This window comes from Pseudomonas putida, from assembly GCF_009883635.2.
Taxonomy (GTDB): Bacteria; Pseudomonadota; Gammaproteobacteria; order Pseudomonadales; family Pseudomonadaceae; genus Aquipseudomonas; species Aquipseudomonas putida_W.
Map to the genome: position 1 here is coordinate 399,911 of NZ_CP026115.2, position 25,280 is coordinate 425,190.

General features: G+C 57.1%; 24 protein-coding genes and 1 tRNA gene. 9 read left to right on the forward strand and 16 right to left on the reverse strand.

The annotated features are described in order from the left end of the window. The first annotated feature begins 6 nt into the window (after window positions 1–6). The 5 genes from C2H86_RS01810 (at window position 7) to C2H86_RS01830 (ending at window position 3,795) form a co-directional block, all read left to right on the forward strand. A complete protein-coding gene (locus C2H86_RS01810) occupies window positions 7–189 on the forward strand; it encodes a DUF2783 domain-containing protein (protein WP_159411202.1) in 183 nt (60 codons plus the stop codon). Window positions 190–233: 44 nt separating this feature from the next. Next, window positions 234–1,586 (forward strand): MFS transporter, encoded by a 1,353-nt coding sequence (locus C2H86_RS01815; RefSeq protein ID WP_240349677.1) that lies wholly within the window; start codon window positions 234–236, stop codon window positions 1,584–1,586. A 347-nt stretch (window positions 1,587–1,933) separates the two neighbouring features. Then, the gene (locus C2H86_RS01820) at window positions 1,934–2,761 is read left to right on the forward strand and encodes a helix-turn-helix transcriptional regulator (protein ID WP_159411203.1); all 828 of its coding nucleotides are present in this window, start codon (window positions 1,934–1,936) and stop codon (window positions 2,759–2,761) included. Between the two features lie 359 nt (window positions 2,762–3,120). After that, entirely contained in the window at window positions 3,121–3,363 is a 243-nt protein-coding gene (locus C2H86_RS01825; RefSeq protein ID WP_159411204.1) for a hypothetical protein, read from the forward strand. A gap of 165 nt (window positions 3,364–3,528) precedes the next feature. After that, window positions 3,529–3,795 carry a DUF3077 domain-containing protein gene (locus C2H86_RS01830; protein WP_159411205.1) on the forward strand — a complete coding sequence of 89 codons (267 nt, stop codon included), beginning with the start codon at window positions 3,529–3,531 and terminating at the stop codon, window positions 3,793–3,795. 120 nt (window positions 3,796–3,915) lie between these two features. Here C2H86_RS01830 and C2H86_RS01835 read toward each other — a convergent pair whose 3' ends face one another. Beyond that, on the reverse strand, window positions 3,916–4,737 hold the full coding sequence (locus C2H86_RS01835) for an HNH endonuclease (RefSeq protein ID WP_159411206.1): 822 nt from the start codon (window positions 4,735–4,737) through the stop codon (window positions 3,916–3,918). 256 nt (window positions 4,738–4,993) lie between these two features. On the opposite strand from C2H86_RS01835, the gene C2H86_RS01840 reads away from it, so the two are divergent. Then, window positions 4,994–5,929, forward strand: a complete 936-nt coding sequence (locus C2H86_RS01840) for a restriction endonuclease (protein ID WP_159411207.1) — start codon at window positions 4,994–4,996, stop codon at window positions 5,927–5,929. Window positions 5,930–6,227: 298 nt separating this feature from the next. Here the strand turns inward: C2H86_RS01840 and C2H86_RS01845 are convergent, their stop codons facing one another. From C2H86_RS01845 to C2H86_RS01860, 4 genes are all read right to left on the reverse strand, one after another. Continuing rightward, window positions 6,228–9,266 carry a type I restriction endonuclease subunit R gene (locus C2H86_RS01845; RefSeq protein WP_159411208.1) on the reverse strand — a complete coding sequence of 1,013 codons (3,039 nt, stop codon included), beginning with the start codon at window positions 9,264–9,266 and terminating at the stop codon, window positions 6,228–6,230. Window positions 9,267–9,421: 155 nt separating this feature from the next. Beyond that, window positions 9,422–10,777, reverse strand: a complete 1,356-nt coding sequence (locus C2H86_RS01850) for a restriction endonuclease subunit S (protein WP_159411209.1) — start codon at window positions 10,775–10,777, stop codon at window positions 9,422–9,424. Beyond that, window positions 10,777–13,014: a type I restriction-modification system subunit M gene (locus C2H86_RS01855; protein ID WP_159411210.1), complete on the reverse strand. Its 2,238-nt coding sequence runs from the start codon at window positions 13,012–13,014 to the stop codon at window positions 10,777–10,779. Before C2H86_RS01855 ends, C2H86_RS01850 begins: the two co-directional genes overlap by 1 nt. Before the next feature lie 88 nt (window positions 13,015–13,102). Beyond that, window positions 13,103–14,869 carry a type I restriction-modification system subunit M/S gene (locus C2H86_RS01860; RefSeq protein WP_159411211.1) on the reverse strand — a complete coding sequence of 589 codons (1,767 nt, stop codon included), beginning with the start codon at window positions 14,867–14,869 and terminating at the stop codon, window positions 13,103–13,105. 70 nt (window positions 14,870–14,939) lie between these two features. Here C2H86_RS01860 and C2H86_RS01865 point away from each other — a divergent pair, with 70 nt between their 5' ends. After that, window positions 14,940–15,179 carry a hypothetical protein gene (locus C2H86_RS01865; protein ID WP_159411212.1) on the forward strand — a complete coding sequence of 80 codons (240 nt, stop codon included), beginning with the start codon at window positions 14,940–14,942 and terminating at the stop codon, window positions 15,177–15,179. 166 nt (window positions 15,180–15,345) lie between these two features. Here the strand turns inward: C2H86_RS01865 and C2H86_RS01870 are convergent, their stop codons facing one another. The 10 genes from C2H86_RS01870 to thrS form a co-directional block, all read right to left on the reverse strand. Further along, on the reverse strand, window positions 15,346–15,555 hold the full coding sequence (locus tag C2H86_RS01870) for a hypothetical protein (RefSeq protein ID WP_240349678.1): 210 nt from the start codon (window positions 15,553–15,555) through the stop codon (window positions 15,346–15,348). A gap of 682 nt (window positions 15,556–16,237) precedes the next feature. Beyond that, window positions 16,238–16,314 (reverse strand) — tRNA-Pro (locus C2H86_RS01875). Window positions 16,315–16,430: 116 nt separating this feature from the next. Next, the gene (locus C2H86_RS01880) at window positions 16,431–16,787 is read right to left on the reverse strand and encodes a MerR family transcriptional regulator (protein WP_008100384.1); all 357 of its coding nucleotides are present in this window, start codon (window positions 16,785–16,787) and stop codon (window positions 16,431–16,433) included. Further along, window positions 16,768–17,070, reverse strand: coding sequence for an integration host factor subunit alpha (ihfA, locus tag C2H86_RS01885; protein ID WP_003250679.1), 303 nt, complete (start codon window positions 17,068–17,070; stop codon window positions 16,768–16,770). The genes C2H86_RS01880 and ihfA overlap by 20 nt, the downstream gene beginning before the upstream one ends. 4 nt (window positions 17,071–17,074) lie before the next feature. After that, a complete protein-coding gene (gene pheT, locus C2H86_RS01890; RefSeq protein WP_159411213.1) occupies window positions 17,075–19,456 on the reverse strand; it encodes a phenylalanine--tRNA ligase subunit beta in 2,382 nt (793 codons plus the stop codon). Between the two features lie 31 nt (window positions 19,457–19,487). Beyond that, on the reverse strand, window positions 19,488–20,504 hold the full coding sequence (pheS, locus tag C2H86_RS01895; protein ID WP_054887103.1) for a phenylalanine--tRNA ligase subunit alpha: 1,017 nt from the start codon (window positions 20,502–20,504) through the stop codon (window positions 19,488–19,490). A gap of 109 nt (window positions 20,505–20,613) precedes the next feature. After that, window positions 20,614–20,970 (reverse strand): 50S ribosomal protein L20, encoded by a 357-nt coding sequence (rplT, locus tag C2H86_RS01900; protein WP_003250671.1) that lies wholly within the window; start codon window positions 20,968–20,970, stop codon window positions 20,614–20,616. 27 nt (window positions 20,971–20,997) lie between these two features. Then, entirely contained in the window at window positions 20,998–21,192 is a 195-nt protein-coding gene (gene rpmI, locus C2H86_RS01905) for a 50S ribosomal protein L35 (protein ID WP_003250667.1), read from the reverse strand. 61 nt (window positions 21,193–21,253) lie between these two features. After that, window positions 21,254–21,805 carry a translation initiation factor IF-3 gene (infC, locus tag C2H86_RS01910; protein ID WP_012052879.1) on the reverse strand — a complete coding sequence of 184 codons (552 nt, stop codon included), beginning with the start codon at window positions 21,803–21,805 and terminating at the stop codon, window positions 21,254–21,256. Continuing rightward, entirely contained in the window at window positions 21,805–23,727 is a 1,923-nt protein-coding gene (gene thrS, locus C2H86_RS01915; RefSeq protein ID WP_159411214.1) for a threonine--tRNA ligase, read from the reverse strand. The genes infC and thrS overlap by 1 nt, the downstream gene beginning before the upstream one ends. A 333-nt stretch (window positions 23,728–24,060) precedes the next feature. Between thrS and C2H86_RS01920 the strand changes: the two genes are divergently transcribed. Both C2H86_RS01920 and C2H86_RS01925 read left to right on the forward strand, forming a co-directional pair. Then, window positions 24,061–24,366: a hypothetical protein gene (locus tag C2H86_RS01920; RefSeq protein ID WP_159411215.1), complete on the forward strand. Its 306-nt coding sequence runs from the start codon at window positions 24,061–24,063 to the stop codon at window positions 24,364–24,366. 162 nt (window positions 24,367–24,528) lie between these two features. Further along, window positions 24,529–24,741: a cold-shock protein gene (locus C2H86_RS01925; protein WP_159411216.1), complete on the forward strand. Its 213-nt coding sequence runs from the start codon at window positions 24,529–24,531 to the stop codon at window positions 24,739–24,741. 77 nt (window positions 24,742–24,818) lie between these two features. On the opposite strand, the gene C2H86_RS01930 is transcribed toward C2H86_RS01925, so the two are convergent. Next, window positions 24,819–25,139: an I78 family peptidase inhibitor gene (locus tag C2H86_RS01930; RefSeq protein ID WP_027920506.1), complete on the reverse strand. Its 321-nt coding sequence runs from the start codon at window positions 25,137–25,139 to the stop codon at window positions 24,819–24,821. Between the last annotated feature and the right edge of the window lie 141 nt (window positions 25,140–25,280).

Here is a 25,280-nt window from a genome sequence, read left to right on the forward strand (position 1 = left end):
AGCGCCATGAATACCCTGACCGCAGCAGACCTGGAAGTGGTTTACGACGTACTGGCAGAGGCCCTCGACCAGGCCACACCGGCCAAGGCCGAGCTGTTCCTGACCAAGCTGGCCTTGCTCAGCGCCCATGCCCTCGGCGATGCCCAAGCCTTCACTGCACTGACCCAGTCGGCGCTACTCGACTTGTAAGCCCTGCCGCTGCCGCTTAAACCAATAATAATCAGGCGCCACCCATGCACCCGAACACTGCCCCCCTTGCCACGCTAAAAACTGCCAGCAGCCCTCAGCACGCCGTGATGCGCAAAGTCTCCAGGCGCCTGCTCGGCTTTCTGTTCCTGTGCTTTGTGCTGTCGTTTCTCGACCGCATCAACATCGGCTTCGCCGGCCTGACCATGATGGGCGACCTGGGCCTGAGCAGCACCCAGTTCGGCATGGCGACCACGCTGTTCTACATCGCCTACGTCGCCTGCGGTATTCCCAGCAACATGGCCTTGGCCAAGGTAGGCGCACGCAGATGGATTGGCAGCCTGATGATCGCCTGGGGCCTGGCCTCGACCGCGACCCTGTTCGCGACCGATGCCGGCAGCCTGTACCTGCTGCGGACGCTGGTCGGTATCACTGAAGCTGGCTTCCTGCCTGGCGTGCTGCTGTACCTGACGTTCTGGTTCCCGGCGGCGTACCGGGCACGCGCCAATGCGCTGTTCATGATCGCCATGCCATTTACCGCAGGCTTCGGCTCGGCACTTTCGGGGCTGATACTGAGCCTGGATGGAGTTTGGGGGCTGCACGACTGGCAGTGGCTGTTCCTGCTCGAAGGCATGCCTTCGGTGATCATGGGCTTTGTGGTGTTCGGTTACCTGAACGACACGCCAGGCCAGGCCCATTGGCTGAGCCCGGAGGACAAGCAACAGCTGCAGCAGGCTCTGGCCGCTGATGAACCGCCTGCAACCCGTACAGAAGAAACTGAACCCGGCAGCCTGTTGCGCGAAATGCTCTCGCCCACCGTGCTGCTGTTCAGCCTGGTGTACTTCTGCCTGGTCAACACGCTGGCGATGATCGCCGTCTGGACGCCGCTGATCATCAAGAGCATCAGTGCCGCCGACAGCAGCAACAGCACCATTGGCTTTCTGGCGATGATCCCGCAGGTGTGCACCATCATCGGCATGGTGGTGTGGGGGCTGCATTCCGATCGCAGCCAGGAGCGCCGATGGCACCTGGTGCTGCCGATGCTGATGGCCGCTGCCGGCTGGCTGTTCGCAGCTTATGCCGGTAACCCGCTGGTGCAGCTGTGCGGGATCTGCATGGCGGCCACCGGGTCTTACACCGCCATGTCGATTTTCTGGACGACACCGGACCAGGCGCTGACGTTCAAGGCACGGGCCATTGGCATTGCGGTGATCAATGCGTTTGGCAATATCGGTTCGGCGCTGAACCCGCTGGTGGTTGGCTGGCTGAAGAACCTGACCCAAAGCTTCACGGCCGGGATCGTGTACGCCACGGCGCTGCTGGTGATGGGGGCGCTGTTGACCTTCCTGCTGCCGCTGCGCTCGGTCACATCCATTTCAAAACCTGCACAAGACCTGTAGGAGCGAGTTTACTCGCGAATACCGGCGTAGCCGGTGCCATACACCGTGTTGGATTCTTCGCGGGCTTGCCCGCACACACAGGTACCGCAGATGCCTTGAAGGTCGGGTGCTTCTGTGGGGGTTTACCCGCAAAGAATCCAACTCGGGGTATGGCACGGGCTTTCGCGGCGGTTCGGTGCCCCGACAAAGCCGCATCCACAAGGGATCGCGCCAGTCTTGGAAATTGAGTAAGCCAATTACCCCACCGGCTACGCGACTCGCTTACAAATTGGTTATCCTGCCCAACAGCCCACCCTAACGGGCCGCCAAAAACAATAAAATCATGCCTTTTCCCCAGGGAGTACAGCATGGAATTCTGGCCATTACGCCCATCCACGACCGACTTCCGCCTGAGCATCGAGCAAACCGCCAGCCTGCTCGCCCGCACCAGCGAAAGCCACGGCAAGCTGCTGGCCGCCGACATGCTGAAACTGGTCAGTGCCCAGGTCCCGCTGGCCCAATGCACCATCTTTGCCTATAACCCCAACCGCAGCCCGCAGATCATTTCCTTCGCCGACCGCGCACGGATGATCGAGCTCCCCAGAATCTCCAGCAACTACGCCGAACGCTTCTACAGCATGGACGGCAACCAACAGGCGATGACCGCACGCCCCGCCCTGGCGACCACCGACCGCATCCTGGTGCAACGCCAAGGCATCGAAGACATCGCCCACCGGGACTACCGACGCATCTGCTACGAACTGCCGCAAATCTCCGAACGTGTCGCACTGCTTACCCATTGCGAGGGCAATCGTTGGCTGTCGGTGAATTTCTATCGGGGGCATGAACATGGGCGTTTTTCAGCCCATGAGATCAATGTCATCGAAACAGCGGCGCCACTGATCGTACAAATCTCGCGATTACATTACCGCGCTTATCTCGAAGCCAATGAAATGCCGGCGTTGCTCAGTGAGCGGGTTGTCAGTCTGTACCCGGAACTGACACGGCGTGACCAGGAGCTGCTGCAATTGATGCTGGCTGGGTGTGAGGTTGAGGGCATCAGCGTGAGCATGGGTATTCAGCTGTCGAGTGCGGCTACGTATATCAAGCGGCTGTATCGCAAGTTGGGGATATCCGGGCAGCGTGAGTTATTGGCGTTGGCTACTCAGCGTAAGTGGTCGAGTCAGGTTCACTGACGCTTATGGACGTTACAAGCTGTTACGGCGAACGGCTAAAAAATCAGATTTAACCCCTTTTCTGTAGGACGTTTCCCAAAGATACTCGCTGCGGCTGTTATTCGTTGCATACGCTAAAAGTGGACTCTAGTCTCGGCCTGTCGTTGCCATTCAACGACCGGGTTTAGCCGCCCGAACACGTCCGACACCACAGCCGTGCAATACCGAGTTATCGGCAGTTGCGCCTTTATGGCGGCTGTACGTGGGGCACCTTCGGGTGCGCCGGGTGCCTGACGTCCCGGTCGGCTAACCCGCGTACAGCTGCCACCCATTCGTTTAGCCGCGGTTGGTGGTTGCTCCATTACGACAGGAGCCACACCATGCTGAAGATCGTTCCCGATCCGCCCCACAATCTCCACTCCCTCGAAGACACGTTGATGATGGCGGCTGACTACGCACTCTGTGCCGAAGTCGTTGCCCAGCAGGCGATGCTGATGCAGCCCAAGTCTCCCGTGTCGCTGTTGATCATGACGTCAATGCACGAGCTTGATGCCCTGCGCAAATTGCTCGAGTCGGCGCTGGTTCAAATCCAAAAGCCAGCGGATCCGCAGACGCTGCATTAACTCGCATCATGATTTGCCTGACCTGGCGCTTTCGCAGACTAGCGCTTCGCACAGCATCGCCACTGAGGTTGTAGACGACCCTTAGGCGTGTGGTGAACCTGTGTGAGCCCAGCTTGCCGGCGAAAGTCCCAGCCCAGGCATCTTCAACTTCAGGGAGATGAACCAATGGCCACCGAAGAAACCAAATTCACAGTCGGCAAAACCACCTTCTACCAAGGCGAAAACCAGACCCATCCCCTCTTCCGCATCGAACCCGGCATCCCTTGCCAAAGCGCCCGCGAACAGGCCTCTGAACTGATGGGCTACGTCCGCGACCTGACCATCGACGGCCTGATGGAAGACAAACCCCAACTGCTCTGGGCCTCGCACTACCTCAGCGCCCTGGCCAAGGCCCTGCTTGATGATGCCGAACTTGGCATGATGAAAGATTGAAATAACCCCTCCAGCAGCACCTGCACCGCCCACCCTGTCGGAGCCGCGCTTGCCGGCGATGGGCCGCAAAGCGGCCCCAACAACCTAAGCCCCTGCGCCTGACTCCAGGAGAACTAACTGCTAGGAGTCAGTTTGCGCAAAAGGCTCGAATACCCATCGCCCACGCACCATTCCTCTCAATTGATCGATGCTAAGAGTCATATCCCGCTTGCGGTGGACGACTGCATGACAGTTGGCGCACAACGTTACGAGATCAGTCTCAGGATCAACATCTTTCTCAGCACCGAACTCCGAAATCGGTACTACATGGTGAACGTGAATGAAGCCCTTCGCATGTTTACCATAAGCCTGTTCGAAATCAAATCCACATCCTTTACAGTCAAGGCCGTGGATAGCAATAGCCTTCATTCTCAGATCTTTTCGGCGCTCGTAGCGTGTTCCAAAGTAGCTAGATTTGCTGCCTTCATTGGCCGACTCGAAGGTGAATGGGTCGCCTTCCACATTCGGGACATCTGCTTCTGCTTGCGAAGGTTCGAGCTTCGCATGGCTTAAAATGGCATTGAAATCGGCTTGAGATATGGGCCGAACCCCGTCACGCCAGTAGTTTTTTACGCGGGTGGCAGGGATGGTCTCCAGGTACACCCCATCAATCTTCGAAGGGACAGCACCTTCAAACTGCGCGAAGTTTTCGATCAGCGCGTAAAGGTCGCCCTTGCCACTGCCGGTGTCTGCGTAGACCTTACCGATGCGTGCCGTACCAAAATAATGCGGATCGGAGCTCAGGCGGACAGACGCAAATGTTTTGTCCTTTATACGCCCTTTGTAGTAGATCACTTCGGTGCCCGGAACGAGGAAGGCTTGGTAGCGCTTGGGGAAGTGGTAGACAGCGCCGGTTTCGTCTTCCCACTGCGAAGTGTCATTTTCCACTATGACGACGGACATTTGTTTCTCCTCCCGAGTGATGGCAAAAGCCTATCAAAAAGAGGAAATTTCCTACACCATTTGTAGAAGATGGATCGTGCCATCTGGCCGATGGTTTATCACGTGATGACTGATTGCTCCAAGGGGCGCCGGCGATGTGAAAGCAAACGAGGACACCATATCCCCTCTTGTGTACAAGGCCGTGCAGGGGGTGATTTACAACGCGTCGCTGAGCCACTACGTTGGACTAAGCCTCTTAACAGGAATAGAAAGATCCATGCCAGTCCCGACCTACGACCAGTTCATAGAGCCCATCCTGCGTTTTCTCGCCATACATCCTGAGGGTTCCACCGCGAGCGAAGCTCACGAAGCCGCCGCTATGACGCTTGGCCTGAGCGAGTCGCAACGACAGGAGACCATCGCTAGTGGCCAGGCCACCTACAAGAATCGATCAGGTTGGGCGCATGATCGGCTGAAGCGTGCCGGCTACTCTAGCAGCGCCAAGCGTGGTTACTGGCAACTGACCGACACCGGCCGCGCATACGCCCAGGCCAACCCAACCCCGTTGAGCCCAGAGCAAGTCGAGCACCTTGCCGTGAACTTCATGAGCGTGAAGCTTAAGGCAGCACCGGATGCCGCCTCTCTGGATGAAAGCAGCGACACATCAGAGCCTATTGCCAAGACCGACCTCGCCACTAGCAGCCCGCAGGAGCGCCTAAACCAAGCCATCCTCGAGCTGCGCACCAGCGTCGCGGGCGACCTGCTGGACAACTTGCTGCAAGCCAGCCCGACGCGCTTCGAGCACATCGTACTCGACGTGCTGCACAGTCTGGGCTACGGCGCGAACCGGCAGGCACTGCAACAAGTCGGCGGCAGTGGCGACGGCGGCATCGACGGCGTGATCTCGCTGGACGCACTAGGGCTGGAAAAGGTTTACGTGCAGGCCAAGCGCTGGCAGAACACCGTCGGGCGTCCCGACCTGCAAGCGTTCTATGGCGCCCTGGCCGGGCAGAAAGCCAAACGCGGTATATTCATTACCACCTCCGGCTTCACCGCCCAGGCCGTTGACTTCGCGCGCTCGGTCGAGGGGCTAGTACTGGTCGACGGTAAACGCCTGGTAAACCTGATGCTCGACCACGAGGTGGGTGTCAGCTCGCAGCTTTACAAAGTGCCCAGGCTCGACAGCGATTACTTCGACGAATCGCTCGGCTGAGCCGACGCTCGACAACCCACTTCCATTTCACCACTATGACCTCGATAAGCTCGCAGGCCGTCGATGTCCTGCGCCTTCAGACGCCCATCCAATCTCAGTAGACCACTACATGTAGCTGTCGGGTTGTTGCAGGTTGACAAAGTTAGCTGCCTCTTCGGGCAAAGCTAATCGGTTCGCCAAAGTGCCTAGCTCCTGCAAAACACCCCTGCTGGCCTTACGGCTAGCAGGGGCCGTTCTGTATAGAAGGAAAGAGCCAGCTGCTTCAGTTGGTGACCTTGACGTTCACTATGGTACTACCTTAAACATTTTGGTCCGGCTTTCGTATCTGTTGATACACCGCCCTCATGAGATGGCTCGCAGCAACATTCCTAAATGCCTCATCGTTCATTAGACGTACAAAAATTTCTTCGTTGCCATCCATGCGTTCAATGAACAGGTTCTCAAGCTGCTTGTTGAACACAGGCTCGAAGTTCTCGATGCTGTTTGCCATAACGGCCTGCCGTAACTGCTCATTGGCTACTGCGGTTTCACGGACTTGATCGAAGAAGAGCTGGTCTGCCGGGGTAAATTCTGTGCCGAAGCGCTCATTGAGCTTGCCAACTAAAGTTGAAAGCTGCACGTCCTCGTCCGCTTGGCCTGTACCCACATCACTCGGGCCCTCAAGCGCATCCGCCTCGCCCGCATTCAGATCAATTGCACCCTCGCTGATTTTTTGCAGGCGGTAGTATTTGAGCTCGACTTCATCGTCGACCTGCACCGTCCTGTTATCCGTCGTGCGCGGCAGCTTGGTCAGCAGGAAACGGGCATATGTGTACAGCTTCTCGTGATCGGAGTCCTGGTAAGGGACTATCTGAGAAACAAAACTGTACAGATTGCGGAAACTGACCAGTTGTCCCTTGAAAAGGTTCTGGTCCTCTTCGCCGAGTTTCTTGAATCGCTCAATCGCCAGATCGAGCAGGCCATTTAATTTCTTGTGCTCGCCACCGGTAGGGTTCAGGCGGTTGCGGAACCAAATCTCGCACCAAGCGCTGACCTCTGCCCCTGTGTAAATTTTCCAGCTAGCCAGAGTATGTGCCAGCGTGTTGAGTTGTTGAGGATCGGTATCGTCGCCCCTGTCCGTTGTCTCGTAATAGGGCTTGAAGGCAGTGTAGATGTCCGCAGGTTCGTTGACAAAATCGAGCACGAAAGTGTCGGTCTTACCTCGTGTCGTGCGATTCAGGCGCGACAGTGTCTGTACCGCTTGGATGCCGGATAAACGCTTGTCGACGTACATGCTGTGCAACAGTGGCTGGTCAAAGCCCGTCTGGTACTTCTCGGCCACCAGCAAGACTTGGTATTCCTCGGTGTTGAACTTCTCAGGCAGCTCAGATTCCTTGATGCCGTTGTTCATGCTCACTTCGGTGAATTTCTTACCGGCGAACTCTTTGAGCGTGATTTCGCCAGAGAACGCCACCAGCGATTTCACGTCGGTGTAACCCTTCTCTTTGATGTACTTATCGAACCCCAGCTTGTAGCGCACGGCGTGCTCACGCGAGCCGGTCACTACCATCGCTTTGGCACGACCGCCAATCTTATGGCGGCTATGGGTGCGGAAGTGCTCCACGATCACTTCGACTTTCTGTGCGATCTCGTAGTCATGGAACTCGACAAAACGCGCTAGTGCCCGCGCGGCCTTGCGGCGTGGTACCTCTGGATCAGCCTCCACCTTCTGGATCAGCTTGTAGTAGCGCCTGTAACAGGTGTAGTGGGCCAACACGTCATGAATGAAGCCTTCCTCGATAGCTTGCCGCATGCTGTAGTGGTGGAACGGCGCTTTACCGTTAGGGCCGGGCTCGTTGAAAACGGCCAGAGTCTTGAACTTGGGTGTAGCCGTGAAGGCAAAGAAACTCAGATTGGGTTGTTTGGTACGTTTGACCTGTTGACGCAGTAGCTCTTTCTTCGCCTCTTGGCTCAAGGCATCGTCGTCCATATCCAGCAACTGCTCGGCAATGGCGGATTCAATGCCATCCTTGTTCAGGATCTTCCGCAGCTCCATCGCCGTTTCGCCGCTCTGCGAGCTGTGCGCCTCGTCCACGATCACCGCGAAACGCTTGCCCTCCGTCGAAATGGCCACCCCTTTTCCGTTGGCCTCCATGGTGCGAATGGCTTGGGTGATGAAGGGGAACTTCTGGATGGTGGAAATGATGATCGGCACACCATCCGCCAGCGCTTTGGCCAACTGCTGCGTATTTTCATCGATCTTCTGCACAACACCCAGTTTGTGCTCGAACTGGAAAACTGTGTCTTGCAGCTGTTGATCAAGCACGCGACGGTCGGTGATCACTACCACTGAGTGAAAGATTCTCTCGTTGTTGGCGTCATGCAGGCTGGAAAGGCGATGTGCTAGCCAGGCGATAGAGTTAGATTTGCCTGACCCAGCGGAATGCTGGATCAAGTAGTTGTGCCCTGAACCATGCACTTGCGCGTGGTTAGTCAGTGCCCGCACCGCATCCAGCTGATGGTAGCGGGGGAAAATCATCGACTCCTTGCTATGGCGCTTGATGCCTTTTTCGGTGACGACGGTTTTTTCCTCGACATCCAGGTGAATGAACCGAGCAAGTACGTCCATCAAGCTGTCGCGCGTAAGCACCCTACTCCACAGGTAGGCGGTACGCACATCGCCTTCAACTGGCGGGTTGCCGGCGCCGTGGTCATGACCAAGATTGAACGGCAGGAAGAATGTGTCCTTGCCCTCCAGCTTGGTCGTCATGAAGACCAACTCGGTGTCAACTGCAAAATGCACCAGGCAACGCTGTTTGAAGGCGAACAACAGCTCTTTGGGGTCGCGCTCAAAGCGGTACTGGTACTTTGCGTTTTCCACGCTCCAGCGTGTGGCCGACATCGAGTTCTTCAGCTCCAGCGTGGCCACAGGCAAGCCATTCACCGCCAACACCACATCGGGGATGGCCCCGCTCTTGGTGCGGATCTGCCGCACGATGGTCAAGCGATTGTCGTCGTAGCGCTCGGTACTTGCTGGGTCGAGCCCGGTGTTGGGCGCAAAGTAGGCCAGCCGCACCGTCTTGCCTACACATTTGAAACCTTCGCGCAAGATCGCCAGCGCCCCTTTGGCGGCAAGCTCTTTCACCAAGCTATCCAGCAACATGGTCGAGGCCTTGGCTGCGTCGAGTTGGGTCAGACGAGTCCAGATCTTTGGCTGCGTCTTCTGCACAAAAGCAACGACATCTGCCGGGAACAGCGCGATATCAGGATCGTAGGTGTTAGGGTCACCCTTCTCGTACCCTCCTTGGCTGACCAGCGCGTGCTCGATGTCGTTTTCAAAGTCAATTTCTTTGTGCATCTTCCCACCCTTAAATGCGTTCGATTCGGCCTGTTAGCAAATCACTTCAATATTGCTGTATTCCAAATCCGCCAGCGCCATACCATTGAGGTCGGCAGGACTTTAGGCAGTTGAAATAGCTCTGTGCGTTCAACGCCATTTAGAAGGGCCTCCATTTAAGAGGCCACCTCTGCGGCGATCTGGGAAAATTGAAAATCACGCACATCGATTTTCCCAGTCACGGCGTTTGTAATTATTGCTGAGCGGTATTCGCGCAAACGCAAAATCACAGCGTGAATAGAATCAGATTGACGCTTTAATTTTTCAATTTCAGCCTCAAGCCAAGCGCAAATTTTCTCTTGTTCACCATTGGTGGGGAGTGCCATCCAGACGTCCTTAACATCGCTAAGGCCAAGTTGAACTTTTGTCCCGCCATATCCAGACCCAGTCAGTTGCGCCTGCCCGGAAGCGGAAAAAAACTGGTATGCCATCCAACGCCCCAATACCCGATCACCACTTGGCCTAACCAGTGCCAGATGTTGACTTACATAAGCGCTTTCAAATTCTTCAGGAATGACTGCTACTGAACCAAGATCAGCAGTGATAGAAACAATTACATCGCCAGTTTGAGTTGCCGTTCTCTCCCCTTCAGCGCTATCAGGCGGCAAAACACGCTGAATATCATGAAGGAGCAAGTCAACCGAATTTCTTGAAACGTTGGTTATGCGAAGAAAAACGCTACCAGAGTCCGAGTAATACTCCGCCCAGCCGCGTGAACCGCTTGTGACAAATGTCGAAGCGTATCTTGCTCTCATAATTGTCCAGTGGAGTGGCACTTCACCCAACCATGGCACTCCAGAATCTTTCATCGGAACTGATGGATCAAGGCCTTTGGTGACGGTGTGACTGATCAGCGCTGTGCGCTTTTCGGCAAGTTTGTCGAGCAGCGCTTTTTTCTTTTCGATCAGAGAGTCGATTTGCGCGGTTTTGAAATCGAGGAAACAGGCGATGTCTTGTTGCTCCCTAATCGGTGGGATGCCTGCTCGGAAATTCTTGATAAAGCTATCTGGCACACGCTTTTGTCCGCCAGCACCGTACATCTCGGACTCACCAATCTTTCGGAATAGATCGGAAATGGTAAGATAGAAGAGGAACTGGGGCTCCAACTGTTCGGGGCCAGCACGCATTACGTAAAGTTCAGTTGTTCCAAATGCTGTTTTATTCTTCAATCCTTTGGCAACTGACCCTTTGCCGTTTTCGAAGCAAGGGGTGATTTTTGCCACCACTACATCGTCATCGCAGAAATAGGTATATCCACTGCCGATTTCGCTCAGTTCTTTCTCTTCGTCCAAGCGAATTCCGCCGTATTCGCCAACGGCATCCATCGGCACGAAGGAAACTAGATCGGAATCATCAAGATCGATTTCGGTCTTGCTGGGATTCATCCTCAGAGCGAACCGTAGACGCTTCTGCTCCCAAGAGTTAGGAAAACCATCAGGTGAATACTCGGGATATGCGCGATAGTTAGTCATCACACTACCTCGCTCAACATGGCCACGATGTCTTTTTCCAGCTGGCTAATTTCGTCTGCAATCACATCCAACGGGCGCGGCGGCTGATAAACGTAGAAGTGTCGGTTCAGCGGAATTTCGTAGCCTACTTTGGTCTTGCTATGGTCGATCCAAGCATCGGACACATATGGTAGGACTTCAGCCTTGAGGTAGTTCTCGCAGTGGCCTCTCACAAGTGCCAACAGCTTCTCATGGGCGGTTTCGTTGTCGTAACCCAACGGCAGCGGCAATTCAATGTCGACCGGCATGGCAACGATTTCCGTATCGCGCAGATCGACATCGGGTTCCGGGTTGCCCTTGGCATCAAGACAGATATCTGCCTTGGGGTCACGCGTCGACAGTGCCGTCAGGATGGCTTTCTTCACCGGCGCACCAACTTTGATACCAGTTTCCTTTAGGGCGGCTTGGAGCACTGCCTCGAAAGCAGGGCGGTTTAGGTACAGCATTTCACTGTCCATGCCTTGCAGCGCAGCCTTGATGGCTGCCTGTGCTTCCTGGCCTGCTGCTATTTCCGCACGATAGGCTGCATCGTCCTTACGCTTCTTGCTGCTTGCCAAATTGACGAAAGCGCTCTGGTCTTCAAGCTTGGCGATCCGCTCCGCGCTGGCCTGAAAGTTCAAGCGCAGCGGGCGCTCAACGGTGATTTTGAGGAAGCCAAACTCGCGGTTTTCGAAAATCTTGCTGCAGACTCGGAGTTCGGGCTTTCCGTCCACCAGCACGTCACTTTCCGCATCGTGGTCGTGCTCGGCGTAAAGGCGCACCAGTTCCCTGATGTGGTCATCCGAGAGCTCGTTGCGCTTATTGCCAAGGCTCTTGTCCATCTTCTTGAAATGACGGGTGCCGTCGATCAATTGCACCTTGCCTTGGCGATGATCGGGCTTCTTGTTTGTGACGATCCAAATGTAGGTGTAAATGCCCGTGTTGTAGAACATCTGGTCTGGCAGGGCGACGATGGCGTCCAGCATGTCGCGCTCAATGATCCAGCGGCGAATATTGGACTCGCCGGATCCGGCGTCACCCGTGAAGAGGGGCGATCCATTGAACACGATGGCGATCTTGGATCCATCGCCACCCTCGTTCTTGCCATCAACCAGCTTGGGTGGCTGGTGCATCTTGGAGATCATGTGCTGCAAAAAGAGCAGCGAGCCGTCGTTGATGCGTGGCAGGCCTGCGCCGAAACGGCCATAGAATCCGTGGGTGCTGTATTCCTCTCGGACGTAATCTTCTTCAGGCTTCCACTCCACACCAAACGGTGGGTTGGCCAGCATGTAGTGGAACCTCTTGCCCGGATGCCCATCGTTCGGCAAAAAGCCATTGGTCTTGTTCTTGGCATCCTTGATGCCTAGGGTGTCGCCATAGATCAGGTTATTGATCGGCTCGTCCTTGATCAGCAGGTCTGAACAGCAGATGGCGTAAGACTCAGGATTGTATTCCTGACCGAACAGCTCGATGTTTGCATCCGGGTTGAGTCCGGATGTGAACCCGTCACCGCAAATGAACTTCTCTGCTTCGGACAACATGCCGCCTGTCCCTGCCGTGGGGTCATACACACTGCGGTAGATGCCTTTTTCGTAGATGCCGTCCTCGCCGGTGAACAGCAACTGAACCATCAAGCGGATGACTTCACGTGGAGTGAAGTGATCACCTGCTTCTTCGTTGGCTTGTTCGTTGAACTTACGCACCAATTCTTCGAACAAGTATCCCATCTGCAAATTGCTGATGGCCTTGGGCGACAGGTTTATGTCTGCGGAGCAGAACTCCTTGATGATGAGATAGAGCCGGTTCGCCTCATCCAGCTTGGCGATCTCGGTCTCAAATTCAAACTTATCGAAGATGTCGCGAGCGCGCGGCGAAAAGCCCTGAATATAGGCAATCAAGTTGCCAGAAATGTTGGGCGCATCGCCCAGCAGCTTCTCAAACGTGAAGCCACTGGTGTTGAAAAGCTCCTGCTTCCGGCCATTTGCCGCAATGCTGGACAACTTTTTTTCCAACGCCGTTCCGGTGACACCTTTGTCTTCCAGGCGCTTCTTTTCGTCCAGCACCTTTTGCTTGTTTTCGGCCAGAACCAGATCGAAGCGGCGCAGAACAATCAGCGGAAGCATCACGCGGCGGTACTGCGGCGGACGGTATGGGCCACGAAGCTTGTTGGCAATATTCCAAATGAAACCGACTAGGTTTTGATGTTGAGCGTTTTGCATGAGCAGTTCCTGAAAAGTGTTCGATTCGCTACGGATACGCCTTCACGCCATTGACTCGCGGCTGATCCGTTCTGTGCTTAGTGGTGATCTATTGGAGTGGCCAGAATTCTTTGGTTAGCTCGGCTTGCCGGATTCGCATCTGCTCAATTTCCATTTGGATTTGCGCTTCTTCATAGAACGCATGAGCCATCGTCCGCATTTCCTCGATTGATGGAACAGGTATTGCCATTTCTTTGAGAGCAGAAAGCTGAATGGAGGGAATCGAGGCGCCGACTGCCATGCGACTCAGCAACCCCTGGCCCATCGCTGAGCGCAGGTAAATCAACAGCGCCTCGGGGGGATAGATTTCGGGGAATCGACTGCGTAGCACGACTAGAGACTGCCCAGCGATCCAGCCGCTGTTGCCTGGATTGGGAACGGGGCCAGCAATGCCTGCTTTGCCAACGACGCCCTTGAAGGTCATCAGGATGTCGTTCGACCGGATGAAATAGCTATCAGCTTTGGGGGAGCCCAGGTCAAATAGGGTTTCCTTACTGCCACTTTGGATGTAGCCGAAAAGGGGAAGATCCTGGGCCAGCACTTCCATCGCATCGGCCCCAGTTGAGGCCGTGGCATGCTGGCGAGGGCGGATGATCTCGAAAAGATCGCCTAGTTTTCGCGTCTCATAGCGCGCCAAAGCCGCCCCCAGTTGTAGTGCCGAGTCGTCCAATACATAGCGACCGACCTCTAGGCTGAAATCGTTTGCGGCAATCTCCGCTGCCGTCACTTGTGCTGCCATCGCCGAAGTCGCCTTATCTTCGATTAGGCGTACCAATTCTGGGATGTTCGTCAGCTCACAGCGCTTTCTCGCTGTCTGCGCTCGGAACGCTTCCGTGTTGGCATCCACGAAGCGAATGATGTCGCTCCGATTGTCACTGTTTAGGACGAGGATGTTTACCGGAATGTTTGTATGGCTAAGCAGCGCCGGAGGTAGTGCGATGACTGCGTGCAAGTAGCCATGCTTGATCAGGTCTTCGCGCAGCTGTTTATCGGCTCCTTTGCCAAAGAGCACGGAGTTCGGAACCAGTACCACAATCCGGCCGTGGGTCTGTGCTAGAAGGTGGCGAATCTGGAGCACGTTGCCGGCGGGAGTCTTCTCGACGAAACGCCCCCACAGATCGTTCTCGGCAACCTCATGGGAATAGTTTAAATTCATGGGCGGGGCGCAGACTGCGGCGTCGAATTGCAACAGTTTGCCTTGATGAATCGCCAAGGGAGCCTTCACCGGATCTGTGGGGTGTATTTCCCAGTCACTACCGCCGGTAAGATTAAGAACTTGTGCTGGTGTAGTCGGTTGTTGAGATTCAGCCCAGACCGTGGCGCCTGTGCGAACTGCCCGCGCGGCAATCTGTCCCGAGATCTCCCAGGGGATGTACACCTTGTGGTTGGAATTTACTCCAGCCAAGCCTATCAACAAATCACACAGGCCTGGGGCATGAGCAAAGCTATCCATGCGCGACTCGCCGAACCAGTAGATGGCGTCATCCAAGACCAGCGCGTCGAGTAGGCCCTGAGCATCCAAAACCCGGATTTTATGGATGAGCGGGGATATATCGGGTATACCGCGCAGGTTTTGCCAGACCCCTTCATCAAGAAATGGAAACGGCGTACTTGACTGCAAGCTGCGTAGTGCTTCCAACTGGGTGGAAAGTCCCTGCTCTGCGAGCGCATCGAAACGATATCCCTCTTGGATGACCTGTTCCTTTGAAAGCTTCCACCAACACAGTAACTGAAGGATCAGTGACAAGGATTTGTAGCTGTCCGCTCCTAGCCTGCGGGCTACATCCAGCAACTGGGGAAGAATTTTGTCGTTCATATGAATTCGTTTTTCCACGCAGTGATACGCATTAATTGCAATGGGAGCAGTTGTAGGTCGTGATCAGCGCTTGTCCTTCAGCGACGACTACGATGCCTCCTTTGTCCGCGATCTTCATCAGCAGGCGCTTTTCCCGCTCCAGATCAGCCAGGCGCTGTTTGGCTTCTTACTTCCCAAGCACGATCTTGTCGTTTTCCAACGAACCTTGAGTGAGCACGTAATCAAACATTTTGAGCGAGATGCCCCGTTGGGATTGACAAGCCTTGCAGTAATGAGTGACGTGCATGGCGGGCCGGCTCCATGGGAGTGAACATGAGCCAACTGTAGGGAAAAGCTTTCCCTGCGTCAAGAAAGCAACAAATGCGTAAAGTCCGCATAATTGATTTTTTTGCCCCGTGGGATATTTGAAGGCTGCTAGTGGACGGGGGCGGGTACTCGGGCTTAGGGGAGAGGTGGCGAGTGTCAAAGCTCCATGGTCAGTACCTTGATCCGATCCCTGCGCAGCAGCGCCCCACCGCCGTCAGCGAGCGCCACCGCCGCACCGGTTCGCGCCGCGAGCGTATCGGCCACCATTTCACACCGAGGCGCAGCTCTAGGCGCCAGGCCTCGCCGTCGCGCAGAGCCCGAAATTCCCGCGCCGCGCCGATTTCCACGAGCACCTGCAAGGTGGCCTGCTCGACCGCCATTTCATGGTTACGCCCTGCTCTTGTATCCAGCCACTACTCAGGATTCTGGTATAGCGCAGCCGTGGGAAGTAGTGGACAGGTCAGCGATGCAGGTTCACCAGGGCCTGCCGGGGTGTGAGGCCGAATTCACCATAACGTCCAATTTAACGCAGGAATTCGACGCCAACGCCATAAACGCGCAATGGCATTTTGACACTCAAGATTTGAGCCTCCGCGAGAACACCTTGTAATCGGATCAGGGAGCGATCGTGAACAAGTCTTCCGCAAACTGTGGCGAGTCGCCCAACAATTGAGAATCGAAGCTACTGCTATCGTCATGTGGCGATAGCATCAACACTCCCGCACGCTAATGCACTCCGTCGGTACGATATGGCTTTTCGTTTGACCCCAAAAAATCCTCGATTCGGTATTTCTCAGCCGGACGCTATTCCCGCTGGTATCCCAACGCCAAAACATAATTGGTAAGAATATCAATTACATACATAAACAGTTCAACTTACCCCGGCTCACGAGAGCGCCCTACGGAGCTAAAAACGGTCGGCCATTGACTGCATGCCGGGGATTAGCACTCAGCACCCCGATGACGAGCGAAACGTACTAAGCGCGCACGCCGAGCCAAAAGCTTCAGTTTCTACCACACAAACAAAAAAGCCACCCGAAGATGGCTTAGTTGTTTAAATAATGGTCGGGACGGAGTGATTCGAACACTCGACCCCTTGCACCCCATGCAAGTGCGCTACCGGGCTGCGCTACGCCCCGACTGGGCTTGAAGCATGTTCTCAATCTTGCCGAGAACGTTGAAGAATGTACCCTAACCTCCTGATAAATGAAACCTTTTTCTCAAAAAAATTTCCACTCATCAGAAAAACCCCAGGTCACTTCTTCAACACCACCAACACATCCTCCAATTCAACAATCATCTGCCGAATCAGCTGCTTGTACTGGCTCGATTCATCCTTCACCTCATCACTGGAGAGCCGCAACCGCGCCCCGCCAATAGTAAACCCCTGGTCATACAGCAGGGCCCGGATCTGGCGGATCATCAGCACATCCTGCCGCTGATAATACCGCCGGTTCCCCCGCCGTTTCACAGGGTTGAGCTGAGGAAACTCCTGCTCCCAATACCGCAGCACGTGTGGCTTCACGGCACACAACTCGCTCACTTCACCGATGGTGAAGTAGCGTTTGCCCGGTATGGGGGGCAGTTCGTCGTTATGGCTTGGTTCCAGCATAGGCCTCAACCCGGGCCTTCAACTTCTGCCCTGGACGAAAGGTGACGACGCGCCGTGCGGTGATCGGGATCTCTTCCCCAGTCTTGGGGTTGCGGCCCGGCCGCTGGCGTTTGTCGCGAAGGTCGAAGTTGCCGAAACCGGACAACTTGACCTGCTCGTTCTCTTCAAGTGCGTGCCGAATTTCTTCAAAAAACAGCTCGACCAGCTCCTTGGCCTCACGCTTGTTAAGCCCCAGCTCCTCGTACAGCCTTTCGGCCATCTCAGCTTTCGTCAGAGCACCCATGCCGTTATTTCCTTAACGTGGTGTTCAACCTTTGTTCGAGCGAGGTGAGGATGTTTTGCAGGGTAGTGTTCACCTCATCGTCGTTAAGAGTGCGCGATGGATGCTGCCAGGTCAAGCCGACGGCAAGGCTTTTTCTATCAGGATCAATGCCTTTACCTTGGTAGACATCAAACAGCCTTAGGTCTGTGAGCCATTCGCCTGCATTGTCACGAATTACTTCAAGCACGTCTTGAGAAGCTACATCACGTCCTGCAATCAAAGCCAGGTCGCGACGGGTTTCCGGGAACTTGGAGAGTTCGCTGAATTTCGGCAGGCGGCCTTCGACCACATCACCCAGCACCAGCTCGAAGACGAACACCGGGCGGTCCAGGTCCAGGGCTTTGGCCAGCTCCGGGTGGATGGCGCCGAGGTAGCCGACGTCCTTGCCGTCGCGCTGGATCACAGCGGTCTGGCCAGGGTGCAGGGCCGGGTGCTTGCCGGCGGCGAAGGTGAAGTCGCTCAGGGCGCCGCTGTAGCCCAGCAGGGCTTCCACGTCGGCCTTGACGTCGAAGAAGTCGATGGTGTCGCGGCCGTTGGCCCAGCCTTCTGGCAGGCGGCTGCCGGTGACAACGCCGGCGATCATTGGCTGCTGCTGCAGGTTACCGAGCTGGCCGACGAAGCGCAGGCCGCTTTCGAACAGGCGCACGCGGTCTTGCTGGCGGTTGAGGTTGTGCTGCAGCGCCTTGACCAGGCCCGGCCACAACGAGGCGCGCATGGCGGCCATGTCATTGGAGATCGGGTTGGCCAGCAGCAGCGGCTCGACGCCTGGGCTGAACAGCTCGAACAGCTTCGGGTCGATGAAGCTGTAGGTGATGGCTTCCTGGTAGCCGCGGGCGACCAGCAGGCGGCGCAGGTTTGGCAGCTCGCCGCGGGTTTCCGGGCGGGCTTGCGGCGCGAGGCGGGCTTGCGGGTAGCGCACTGGCAGGTTGTTGTAACCGTACAGGCGGGCCAGTTCTTCGATCAGGTCGACTTCCAGGCTGATGTCGAAGCGGTGGCTTGGGACGTTCACAGTCCACTCCCCTGCCCCGCTAGCCGTGGTAGCCAGGCCGAGGTTGTTGAGCAGCTGCTCGACCTGGGCCGGGTCCATCTCCATGCCGAGCATCTGGGTGATGCGGTCGGCGCGCAGGGTGACCGGGGCGACGTTTGGCAGGTGCTGCTGGCTGACGGCTTCGACCACCGGGCCGGCTTCGCCGCCGACGATGTCGAGGATCAGCTGGGTGGCGCGTTCCATGGCTTCGCGGGCCAGCTGCGAGTCGACGCCGCGCTCATAGCGGTGCGAGGCATCGGTGTGCAGGCCGTAGGAACGGGCTTTACCGGCGACAGAGATCGGCTCGAAGAAGGCGCTTTCGAGGAACAGGTCGCGGGTTTTTTCGGTGTTCACACCGCTGTGCTCGCCACCCATGACGCCGGCGATGGCCAGGGCGCGGGTGTGGTCGGCGATCACCAGGGTGTCGGCACGCAGGGCTACTTCCTGGCCGTCGAGCAGGACGAGTTTCTCGCCCTCTTCGGCCATGCGCACACGGATGCCGCCGTTGATTTCGGCGAGGTCGAAGGCGTGCATCGGCTGGCCGAGTTCGAGCATCACGTAGTTGGTGATGTCGACGGCGGCGTCGATGCTGCGCACGTCGCTGCGGCGCAGGCGCTCGACCATCCACAGCGGGGTCGGCTTGCTCAGGTCGACGTTGCGGATGACGCGGCCGAGGTAACGTGGGCAGGCAGCCGGGGCGCTGACTTCGACCGGGCGCACTTCGTCGTGGGCCGGGGCAACGGCTGGCACCACTGGGCGGGTGACCGGGGTGTCGTACAGGGCGCTGACGTCGCGGGCCAGGCCTGCGATGGACAGGCAGTCACCGCGGTTCGGGGTCAGGCCGATCTCGATGCTGGCGTCGTCCAGGCTCAGGTACTGGCGGATGTCGTCGCCTACCGGGGCGTCGGCTGCCAGTTCCAGCAGGCCGTCGTTTTCTTCGCTGATCTGCAGCTCGGCGGCCGAGCAGAGCATGCCGAACGACTCGACGCCGCGCAGCTTGGCCTTCTTGATCTTGAAGTCGCCTGGCAGTTCGGCGCCGATCATGGCGAACGGGATCTTGATGCCTGGGCGGGCGTTAGGCGCGCCGCACACGACCTGGAAGGTTTCCTGGCCATTGCTCACCTGGCACACGCGCAGCTTGTCGGCGTCCGGGTGTTGTTCGGTGGCGAGGATCTCGCCCACGACGATGCCGCTGAACTGGCCGGCAGCGGGGGTCACGCTGTCGACTTCGAGGCCGGCCATGGACAGGCGGGCGACCAGTTCGTCACGGGAGACTTGCGGGTTTACCCAACCGCGCAGCCACTGTTCACTGAATTTCATGCTGTTCTCCTAGAAAGTGCGTCGATTGGGCCTAGCGGAATTGGGCGAGGAACCGCAGGTCGTTATCGAAGAACAGACGCAAATCGTTGACGCCATAGCGCAGCATGGCCAGGCGCTCGGCGCCCATGCCGAAGGCGAAGCCCTGGAATTCTTCAGGGTCGATGCCAGACATGCGCAGCACGTTCGGGTGCACCATGCCGCAGCCCATGACTTCCAGCCAGCCGGTCTGCTTGCACACGCGGCAGCCCTTGCCGGAACACATCACGCACTGGATGTCGACTTCGGCGGACGGCTCGGTGAACGGGAAGAACGACGGGCGGAAGCGCACGGCCAGTTCTTTCTCGAAGAAGACGCGCAGGAATTCTTCGATGGTGCCCTTCAGGTCGGCGAAGTTGATGCCGCGGTCGATCAGCAGGCCTTCGACCTGGTGGAACATCGGCGAGTGGGTGATATCCGAGTCGCAGCGGTAGACGCGGCCCGGGCAGACAATGCGGATCGGCGGCTGGGTGGACTCCATGGTCCGCACCTGCACCGGCGAGGTGTGGGTGCGCAGCAGCATGTTGGCATTGAAGTAGAAGGTGTCGTGCATCGCCCGGGCCGGGTGATGGCCAGGGATGTTGAGCGCTTCGAAGTTGTGGTAGTCGTCTTCGACCTCAGGGCCTTCGGCGATGCCGTAGCCGATGTGGGTGAAGAACTGCTCGATGCGCTCGAGAGTACGGGTGATCGGGTGCAGCCCGCCGGTGGTCTGGCCACGGCCTGGCAGGGTCACGTCGATGCATTCGGCGGCCAGGCGAGCGCTGAGCTCGGCCTCTTCGAAGGCTGCCTTGCGTGCGTTGAGCACGACGGTGACGCGCTCTTTGGCGTCGTTGATCAGCGCGCCGACTTTCGGGCGCTCGTCGGCTGGCAGGTTGCCCAGGGTCTTCATCACCTGGGTCAGTTCGCCCTTCTTGCCGAGGTACTGAACCCGGATCTGTTCCAGGGTATTGATGTCTTCAGCGCGCTCGACGGCCTCCAGGGCTTGTGAGACCAGCGCATCCAGGTTTTCCATGTACAGACTCCAGATACGAAAATAGGGGAAGAGCTTTGAAGGCTCTTCCCCTATCGATGACGTTCAATGCCCGGCGCCGCAAGCGCCGCCGGGTGATTGTCGCGGGTACTTAAGCCAGAACGGCTTTAGCTTTCTCGACAATCGCAGCAAACGCCGCTTTTTCGTTCACTGCCAGATCGGCCAGAACCTTACGGTCGATTTCGATCGAAGCCTTTTTCAGGCCAGCAATCAGACGGCTGTAGGACAGACCGTTGGTGCGGGCACCGGCGTTGATACGAGCGATCCACAGTGCGCGGAACTGACGCTTCTTCTGGCGACGGTCGCGGTAGGCGTATTGGCCTGCCTTGATGACCGCTTGCTTGGCTACGCGGAATACGCGCGAGCGCGCACCGTAGTAACCTTTAGCCAGTTTCAGAATTTTCTTGTGACGCTTACGAGCGATGACGCCACGCTTAACACGAGCCATGAGTAACTTCCTCTATCTAAACCAGAATTAACGTACGCGCAGCATGCGCTCGACTTTTGCCACGTCAGACGGGTGCAGCAAGCTGGCACCGCGCAGTTGACGCTTACGCTTGGTCGACATTTTGGTCAGGATGTGGCTCTTGAAAGCGTGCTTGTGCTTGAAGCCAGAAGCTGTCTTCAGGAAGCGCTTCGCAGCACCGCTCTTGGTTTTCATTTTTGGCATGTTGAACTCCGCATTCGAAAAAAATTACACAATAATCATCAGGCCTGCCGTGCCCGGGAGATTACTTCTTCTTTTTGGGGGCGATGACCATCATAAGCTGGCGTCCTTCCATCTTCGGATGCTGCTCAACGGTGCCGTATTCGGCGAGGTCAGCTTCGACCCGCTTCAACAGCTCCATGCCCAGCTCCTGGTGGGCCATCTCACGACCGCGGAATCTCAGAGAGATCTTGGCCTTGTCCCCATCGGTAAGGAAACGTACCAGGTTGCGTAGTTTTACCTGGTAATCCCCATCCTCCGTCCCTGGACGAAACTTGATTTCTTTAATCTGAATCTGCTTCTGGTTTTTCTTGGCTTCGTTAGCCTGCTTCTTCTTCTCGAAGAGGTGCTTGCCGTAGTCCATGACCTTGCAGACAGGTGGTACCGCGTCTGCAGAAATTTCTACCAGATCCAGCTTCGCTTCATCAGCGATACGAAGCGCTTCATCAATCGAGACGATGCCAACCTGCTCGCCATCAGCGCCAATTAACCGAACCTCGCGGGCCGAGATATTCTCGTTGATCGGGGCCTTCGGTACAGCACGCTTATCGTTTCTCATTTCACGCTTAATAGTCATTACTCCGATTCTTGGCGACCACGCCGGGAAACCGCTTGTGTCAGGAGCTCAGCGAACTGGGCGACGGGCATGGAGCCCAGGTCTGCGCCTTCGCGAGTACGCACAGCGACGGTTTGCGTTTCGACTTCGCGATCCCCTATAACCAAAAGGTACGGGACCTTGAGCAAAGTATGCTCGCGGATTTTAAAGCCGATCTTCTCATTTCTCAAGTCCGACTTGGCACGGAAACCGCTACCGTTCAGAGCTTTTTCCACCTCGAGGGCGAAATCGGCCTGCTTGTCGGTGATGTTCATGATCACCGCCTGGGTCGGTGCCAGCCAGGCTGGGAACACGCCGGCGTAGTGCTCGATCAGCATGCCGATGAAGCGCTCGAACGAGCCGAGGATCGCGCGGTGCAGCATGACTGGGCGAACCCGGCTGTTATCTTCGGCGATATAGCTGGCATCGAGGCGCTCTGGCAGGTTCGGGTCGTACTGCAGGGTACCGCACTGCCAGTTACGGCCGAGGCAGTCGCGCAGGGTGAACTCGATCTTCGGGCCATAGAACGCGCCCTCGCCCGGCTGGTATTCCCACTCCAGGCCCGACTCGTTCAGGGCGTCGGCCAGTGCGCCTTCGGCACGGTCCCACAGCTCTTCGGAGCCGACACGCTTGGCCGGACGGGTGGACAGCTTCATGGCGATGTCGGTGAAGCCGAAGTCCTTGTACACGTCCAGGGTCAGCTTGATGAAGTCGGCGGCTTCTTTCTTCACCTGTTCTTCGGTGCAGAAGATGTGCGCGTCGTCCTGCACGAAGCCACGCACGCGCATGATGCCGTGCAGGGCGCCGGATGGCTCGTTGCGGTGGCAGGCACCGAACTCGGCCAGGCGCAGCGGCAGGTCACGGTAGCTCTTCAGGCCCTGGTTGAACACCTGCACGTGGCACGGGCAGTTCATCGGCTTGACCGCGTAGTCACGGCTTTCCGACGAAGTGGTGAACATGTTTTCGGCGTAGTTGGACCAGTGGCCGGAACGCTCCCAGAGGATGCGATCGACGACCTGCGGGGTCTTGATTTCCGAGTAGCCGTTTTCGCGCTGAACCTGGCGCATGTACTGCTCGAGCACCTGGTACACGGTCCAGCCGTTGGCGTGCCAGAACACCATGCCCGGGGCTTCTTCCTGCAGGTGGAAGAGGTCGAGCTGCTTGCCGATCTTGCGGTGGTCGCGTTTTTCGGCTTCTTCGATGCGCTGGATGTAGGCGGCCAGCTGCTTCTTGTCGGCCCATGCGGTGCCGTACACGCGTTGCAGCTGCTCGTTCTTGGCATCGCCGCGCCAGTAGGCGCCGGACAGCTTGGTCAGCTTGAATGCCTTGAGGAAACGAGTGTTCGGCACGTGCGGGCCACGGCACATGTCGACGTATTCTTCGTGGTAGTACAGGCCCATGGCCTGCTCGTCCGGCATGTCTTCGACCAGGCGCAGCTTGTAGTCTTCGCCACGGGCCTTGAACACGTCGATGACTTCGGCGCGCGGGGTGACCTTCTTGACTACGTCGTAGTCTTTTTCGATCAGCTCCATCATGCGCTTTTCGATGGCGGCCATGTCTTCAGGGGTGAAGGGGCGCTCGTAGGCGATGTCGTAATAGAAGCCTTCGTCGATCACCGGGCCGATCACCATCTTGGCGGTCGGGTACAGCTGCTTCACCGCGTGGCCAACCAGGTGGGCACACGAGTGACGAATGATCTCCAGTCCCTCTGCATCTTTAGGGGTGATGATCTGCAGGGTGGCGTCGTTGTGGATCAGGTCGCATGCATCGACCAGTTTGCCATCGACCTTGCCGGCCACGGTGGCCTTGGCCAGGCCTGCGCCGATGGAAGCGGCGACGTCGGCTACGGATACGGCGTGATCAAACGAACGTTGACTGCCATCGGGAAGAGTAATAACGGGCATGGCGCCTCCTCTCCTAGTGGTGACCCCTACCAAAGGTCACGTGGGTTGGGATGAGCCAGTACAAGATCCGACCTGCCTTCCCTTCGGGGAAGCCTGCCTCACAGTGGCAGAAGCCTTTCGGCTTGCCAGGGACGAACCAGAGTGACTGGAAAGAAAAAAGTTGCGAGCTGCCAGTGGCTAGCTGCAAGCCGAGCATGCTAGCACGCGGGTTGTGTGGCTCGTAGAAATATTTGGAAATTACGCCGCGCCGGTGAACTATCGCGGAAAAAGTCCTATCAGACCTTGGGAAGCAACCTACTCTTGATGAGACCTTAACCCAAGGAGTAACTGGTTATGCGAGTACCGTCTCTTCTGGCTCTGGCGGCTGCTGGCGCCCTGCTGCTGCCGATGGCTGCCAATGCTGGCAACTTCCCAGCCGGGAAGGAAGCCGGCTACATGGCCCAGTGCACCCAAGTTGCTGCAGGCCAGGGCGTCGACGCCGCGACCGCGAAAAAGCACTGTGACTGTGGTGCCCAGGCCATCAAAAAGAATTTCACCGACGCGGAGATTGCCGACCTGGACAGTACCGATGGCGTCGATGCCAAGCTGATGCAGAAGGCGCAAACCGTTGTGAAACAGGCCTGCACGCCAAAGAGCTGAAACCTTAAAGCCAGAGCAGGCCAGGCATTATTTGCCTTGGATCAATATCCTGCGAAGGTAAAAGGCGCTAGATGCGCAGAAATGGACTATCATGTCCCCCGTGCTCCGTAGCCTCGGCCACATTGCACTACTGAAAAATTAAAATGTCTGGAGATTCACCCCATGTCCAATCGCCAAAACGGCACCGTCAAATGGTTCAATGATGAGAAAGGCTACGGCTTCATCACCCCAGCAGGCGGCGGCGACGACCTGTTCGTACACTTCAAAGCCATCGAATCCGACGGCTTCAAGAGCCTGAAAGAAGGCCAGGCTGTTTCCTTCGTCGCCGAGCGCGGCCAGAAGGGCATGCAGGCTGCGCAGGTTCGTCCGGAGTAATTCGGGCAGCTGTAAAAAAACCCGCCACTAGTGGCGGGTTTTTTTATGGGCGCCTGTAGGAGCGCGTTGCAGCAGCGTCAACCGCAGTTGACGCGGGTTACCACACCCTGCTCGTCCACGTTCAGGTTCAGGCGCTCGGAACGGTATTCCAGGGTCACCACGTCGTGCGGCTTGAGAATGCGCGCCATCTGCGAACCACTGGCCTTGCGCGCCTGCTCCAGCAGGTCGGCGCTGCCCGGCTTGCCGATGGCGAAGTCGGCACCGCTGGCCTCGCAGCGGCCATCGTTGCCGGCCGACGCCTCAGGCGCCTTGCCACCCCCAGAGTTACCGCCAGTGCTGCAACCAGCCAGGACAGCAGCCACCGCCAGGGTTGCCAGGAAAGCGCGGGTACGGAACATGAATCCTCCTAAAATCTATCTGGGAACTGTCTGATCCGACAGCTCCGCCAGTAATTTGTTGCAAAACCGCGCAAGTCTGCCTGAACTCGGGACGCTGGGGCCAAAGGCAATCGTGACCGAATTTTACCGCTCAACCGACGA

Bases quoted from the DNA above. Each gene is read 5' to 3' on its own strand.
- C2H86_RS01810 (WP_159411202.1), top strand. From the start codon at position 7: ATGAATACCCTGACCGCAGCAGACCTGGAAGTGGTTTACGACGTACTG.
- C2H86_RS01815 (WP_240349677.1), top strand. From the start codon at position 234: ATGCACCCGAACACTGCCCCCCTTGCCACGCTAAAAACTGCCAGCAGC.
- C2H86_RS01820 (WP_159411203.1), top strand. From the start codon at position 1,934: ATGGAATTCTGGCCATTACGCCCATCCACGACCGACTTCCGCCTGAGC.
- C2H86_RS01825 (WP_159411204.1), top strand. From the start codon at position 3,121: ATGCTGAAGATCGTTCCCGATCCGCCCCACAATCTCCACTCCCTCGAA.
- C2H86_RS01830 (WP_159411205.1), top strand. From the start codon at position 3,529: ATGGCCACCGAAGAAACCAAATTCACAGTCGGCAAAACCACCTTCTAC.
- C2H86_RS01835 (WP_159411206.1), bottom strand. From the start codon at position 4,737: ATGTCCGTCGTCATAGTGGAAAATGACACTTCGCAGTGGGAAGACGAA.
- C2H86_RS01840 (WP_159411207.1), top strand. From the start codon at position 4,994: ATGCCAGTCCCGACCTACGACCAGTTCATAGAGCCCATCCTGCGTTTT.
- C2H86_RS01845 (WP_159411208.1), bottom strand. From the start codon at position 9,266: ATGCACAAAGAAATTGACTTTGAAAACGACATCGAGCACGCGCTGGTC.
- C2H86_RS01850 (WP_159411209.1), bottom strand. From the start codon at position 10,777: ATGACTAACTATCGCGCATATCCCGAGTATTCACCTGATGGTTTTCCT.
- C2H86_RS01855 (WP_159411210.1), bottom strand. From the start codon at position 13,014: ATGCAAAACGCTCAACATCAAAACCTAGTCGGTTTCATTTGGAATATT.
- C2H86_RS01860 (WP_159411211.1), bottom strand. From the start codon at position 14,869: ATGAACGACAAAATTCTTCCCCAGTTGCTGGATGTAGCCCGCAGGCTA.
- C2H86_RS01870 (WP_240349678.1), bottom strand. From the start codon at position 15,555: ATGGCGGTCGAGCAGGCCACCTTGCAGGTGCTCGTGGAAATCGGCGCG.
- C2H86_RS01880 (WP_008100384.1), bottom strand. From the start codon at position 16,787: ATGCTGGAACCAAGCCATAACGACGAACTGCCCCCCATACCGGGCAAA.
- ihfA (WP_003250679.1), bottom strand. From the start codon at position 17,070: ATGGGTGCTCTGACGAAAGCTGAGATGGCCGAAAGGCTGTACGAGGAG.
- pheT (WP_159411213.1), bottom strand. From the start codon at position 19,456: ATGAAATTCAGTGAACAGTGGCTGCGCGGTTGGGTAAACCCGCAAGTC.
- pheS (WP_054887103.1), bottom strand. From the start codon at position 20,504: ATGGAAAACCTGGATGCGCTGGTCTCACAAGCCCTGGAGGCCGTCGAG.
- rplT (WP_003250671.1), bottom strand. From the start codon at position 20,970: ATGGCTCGTGTTAAGCGTGGCGTCATCGCTCGTAAGCGTCACAAGAAA.
- rpmI (WP_003250667.1), bottom strand. From the start codon at position 21,192: ATGCCAAAAATGAAAACCAAGAGCGGTGCTGCGAAGCGCTTCCTGAAG.
- infC (WP_012052879.1), bottom strand. From the start codon at position 21,805: ATGACTATTAAGCGTGAAATGAGAAACGATAAGCGTGCTGTACCGAAG.
- thrS (WP_159411214.1), bottom strand. From the start codon at position 23,727: ATGCCCGTTATTACTCTTCCCGATGGCAGTCAACGTTCGTTTGATCAC.
- C2H86_RS01920 (WP_159411215.1), top strand. From the start codon at position 24,061: ATGCGAGTACCGTCTCTTCTGGCTCTGGCGGCTGCTGGCGCCCTGCTG.
- C2H86_RS01925 (WP_159411216.1), top strand. From the start codon at position 24,529: ATGTCCAATCGCCAAAACGGCACCGTCAAATGGTTCAATGATGAGAAA.
- C2H86_RS01930 (WP_027920506.1), bottom strand. From the start codon at position 25,139: ATGTTCCGTACCCGCGCTTTCCTGGCAACCCTGGCGGTGGCTGCTGTC.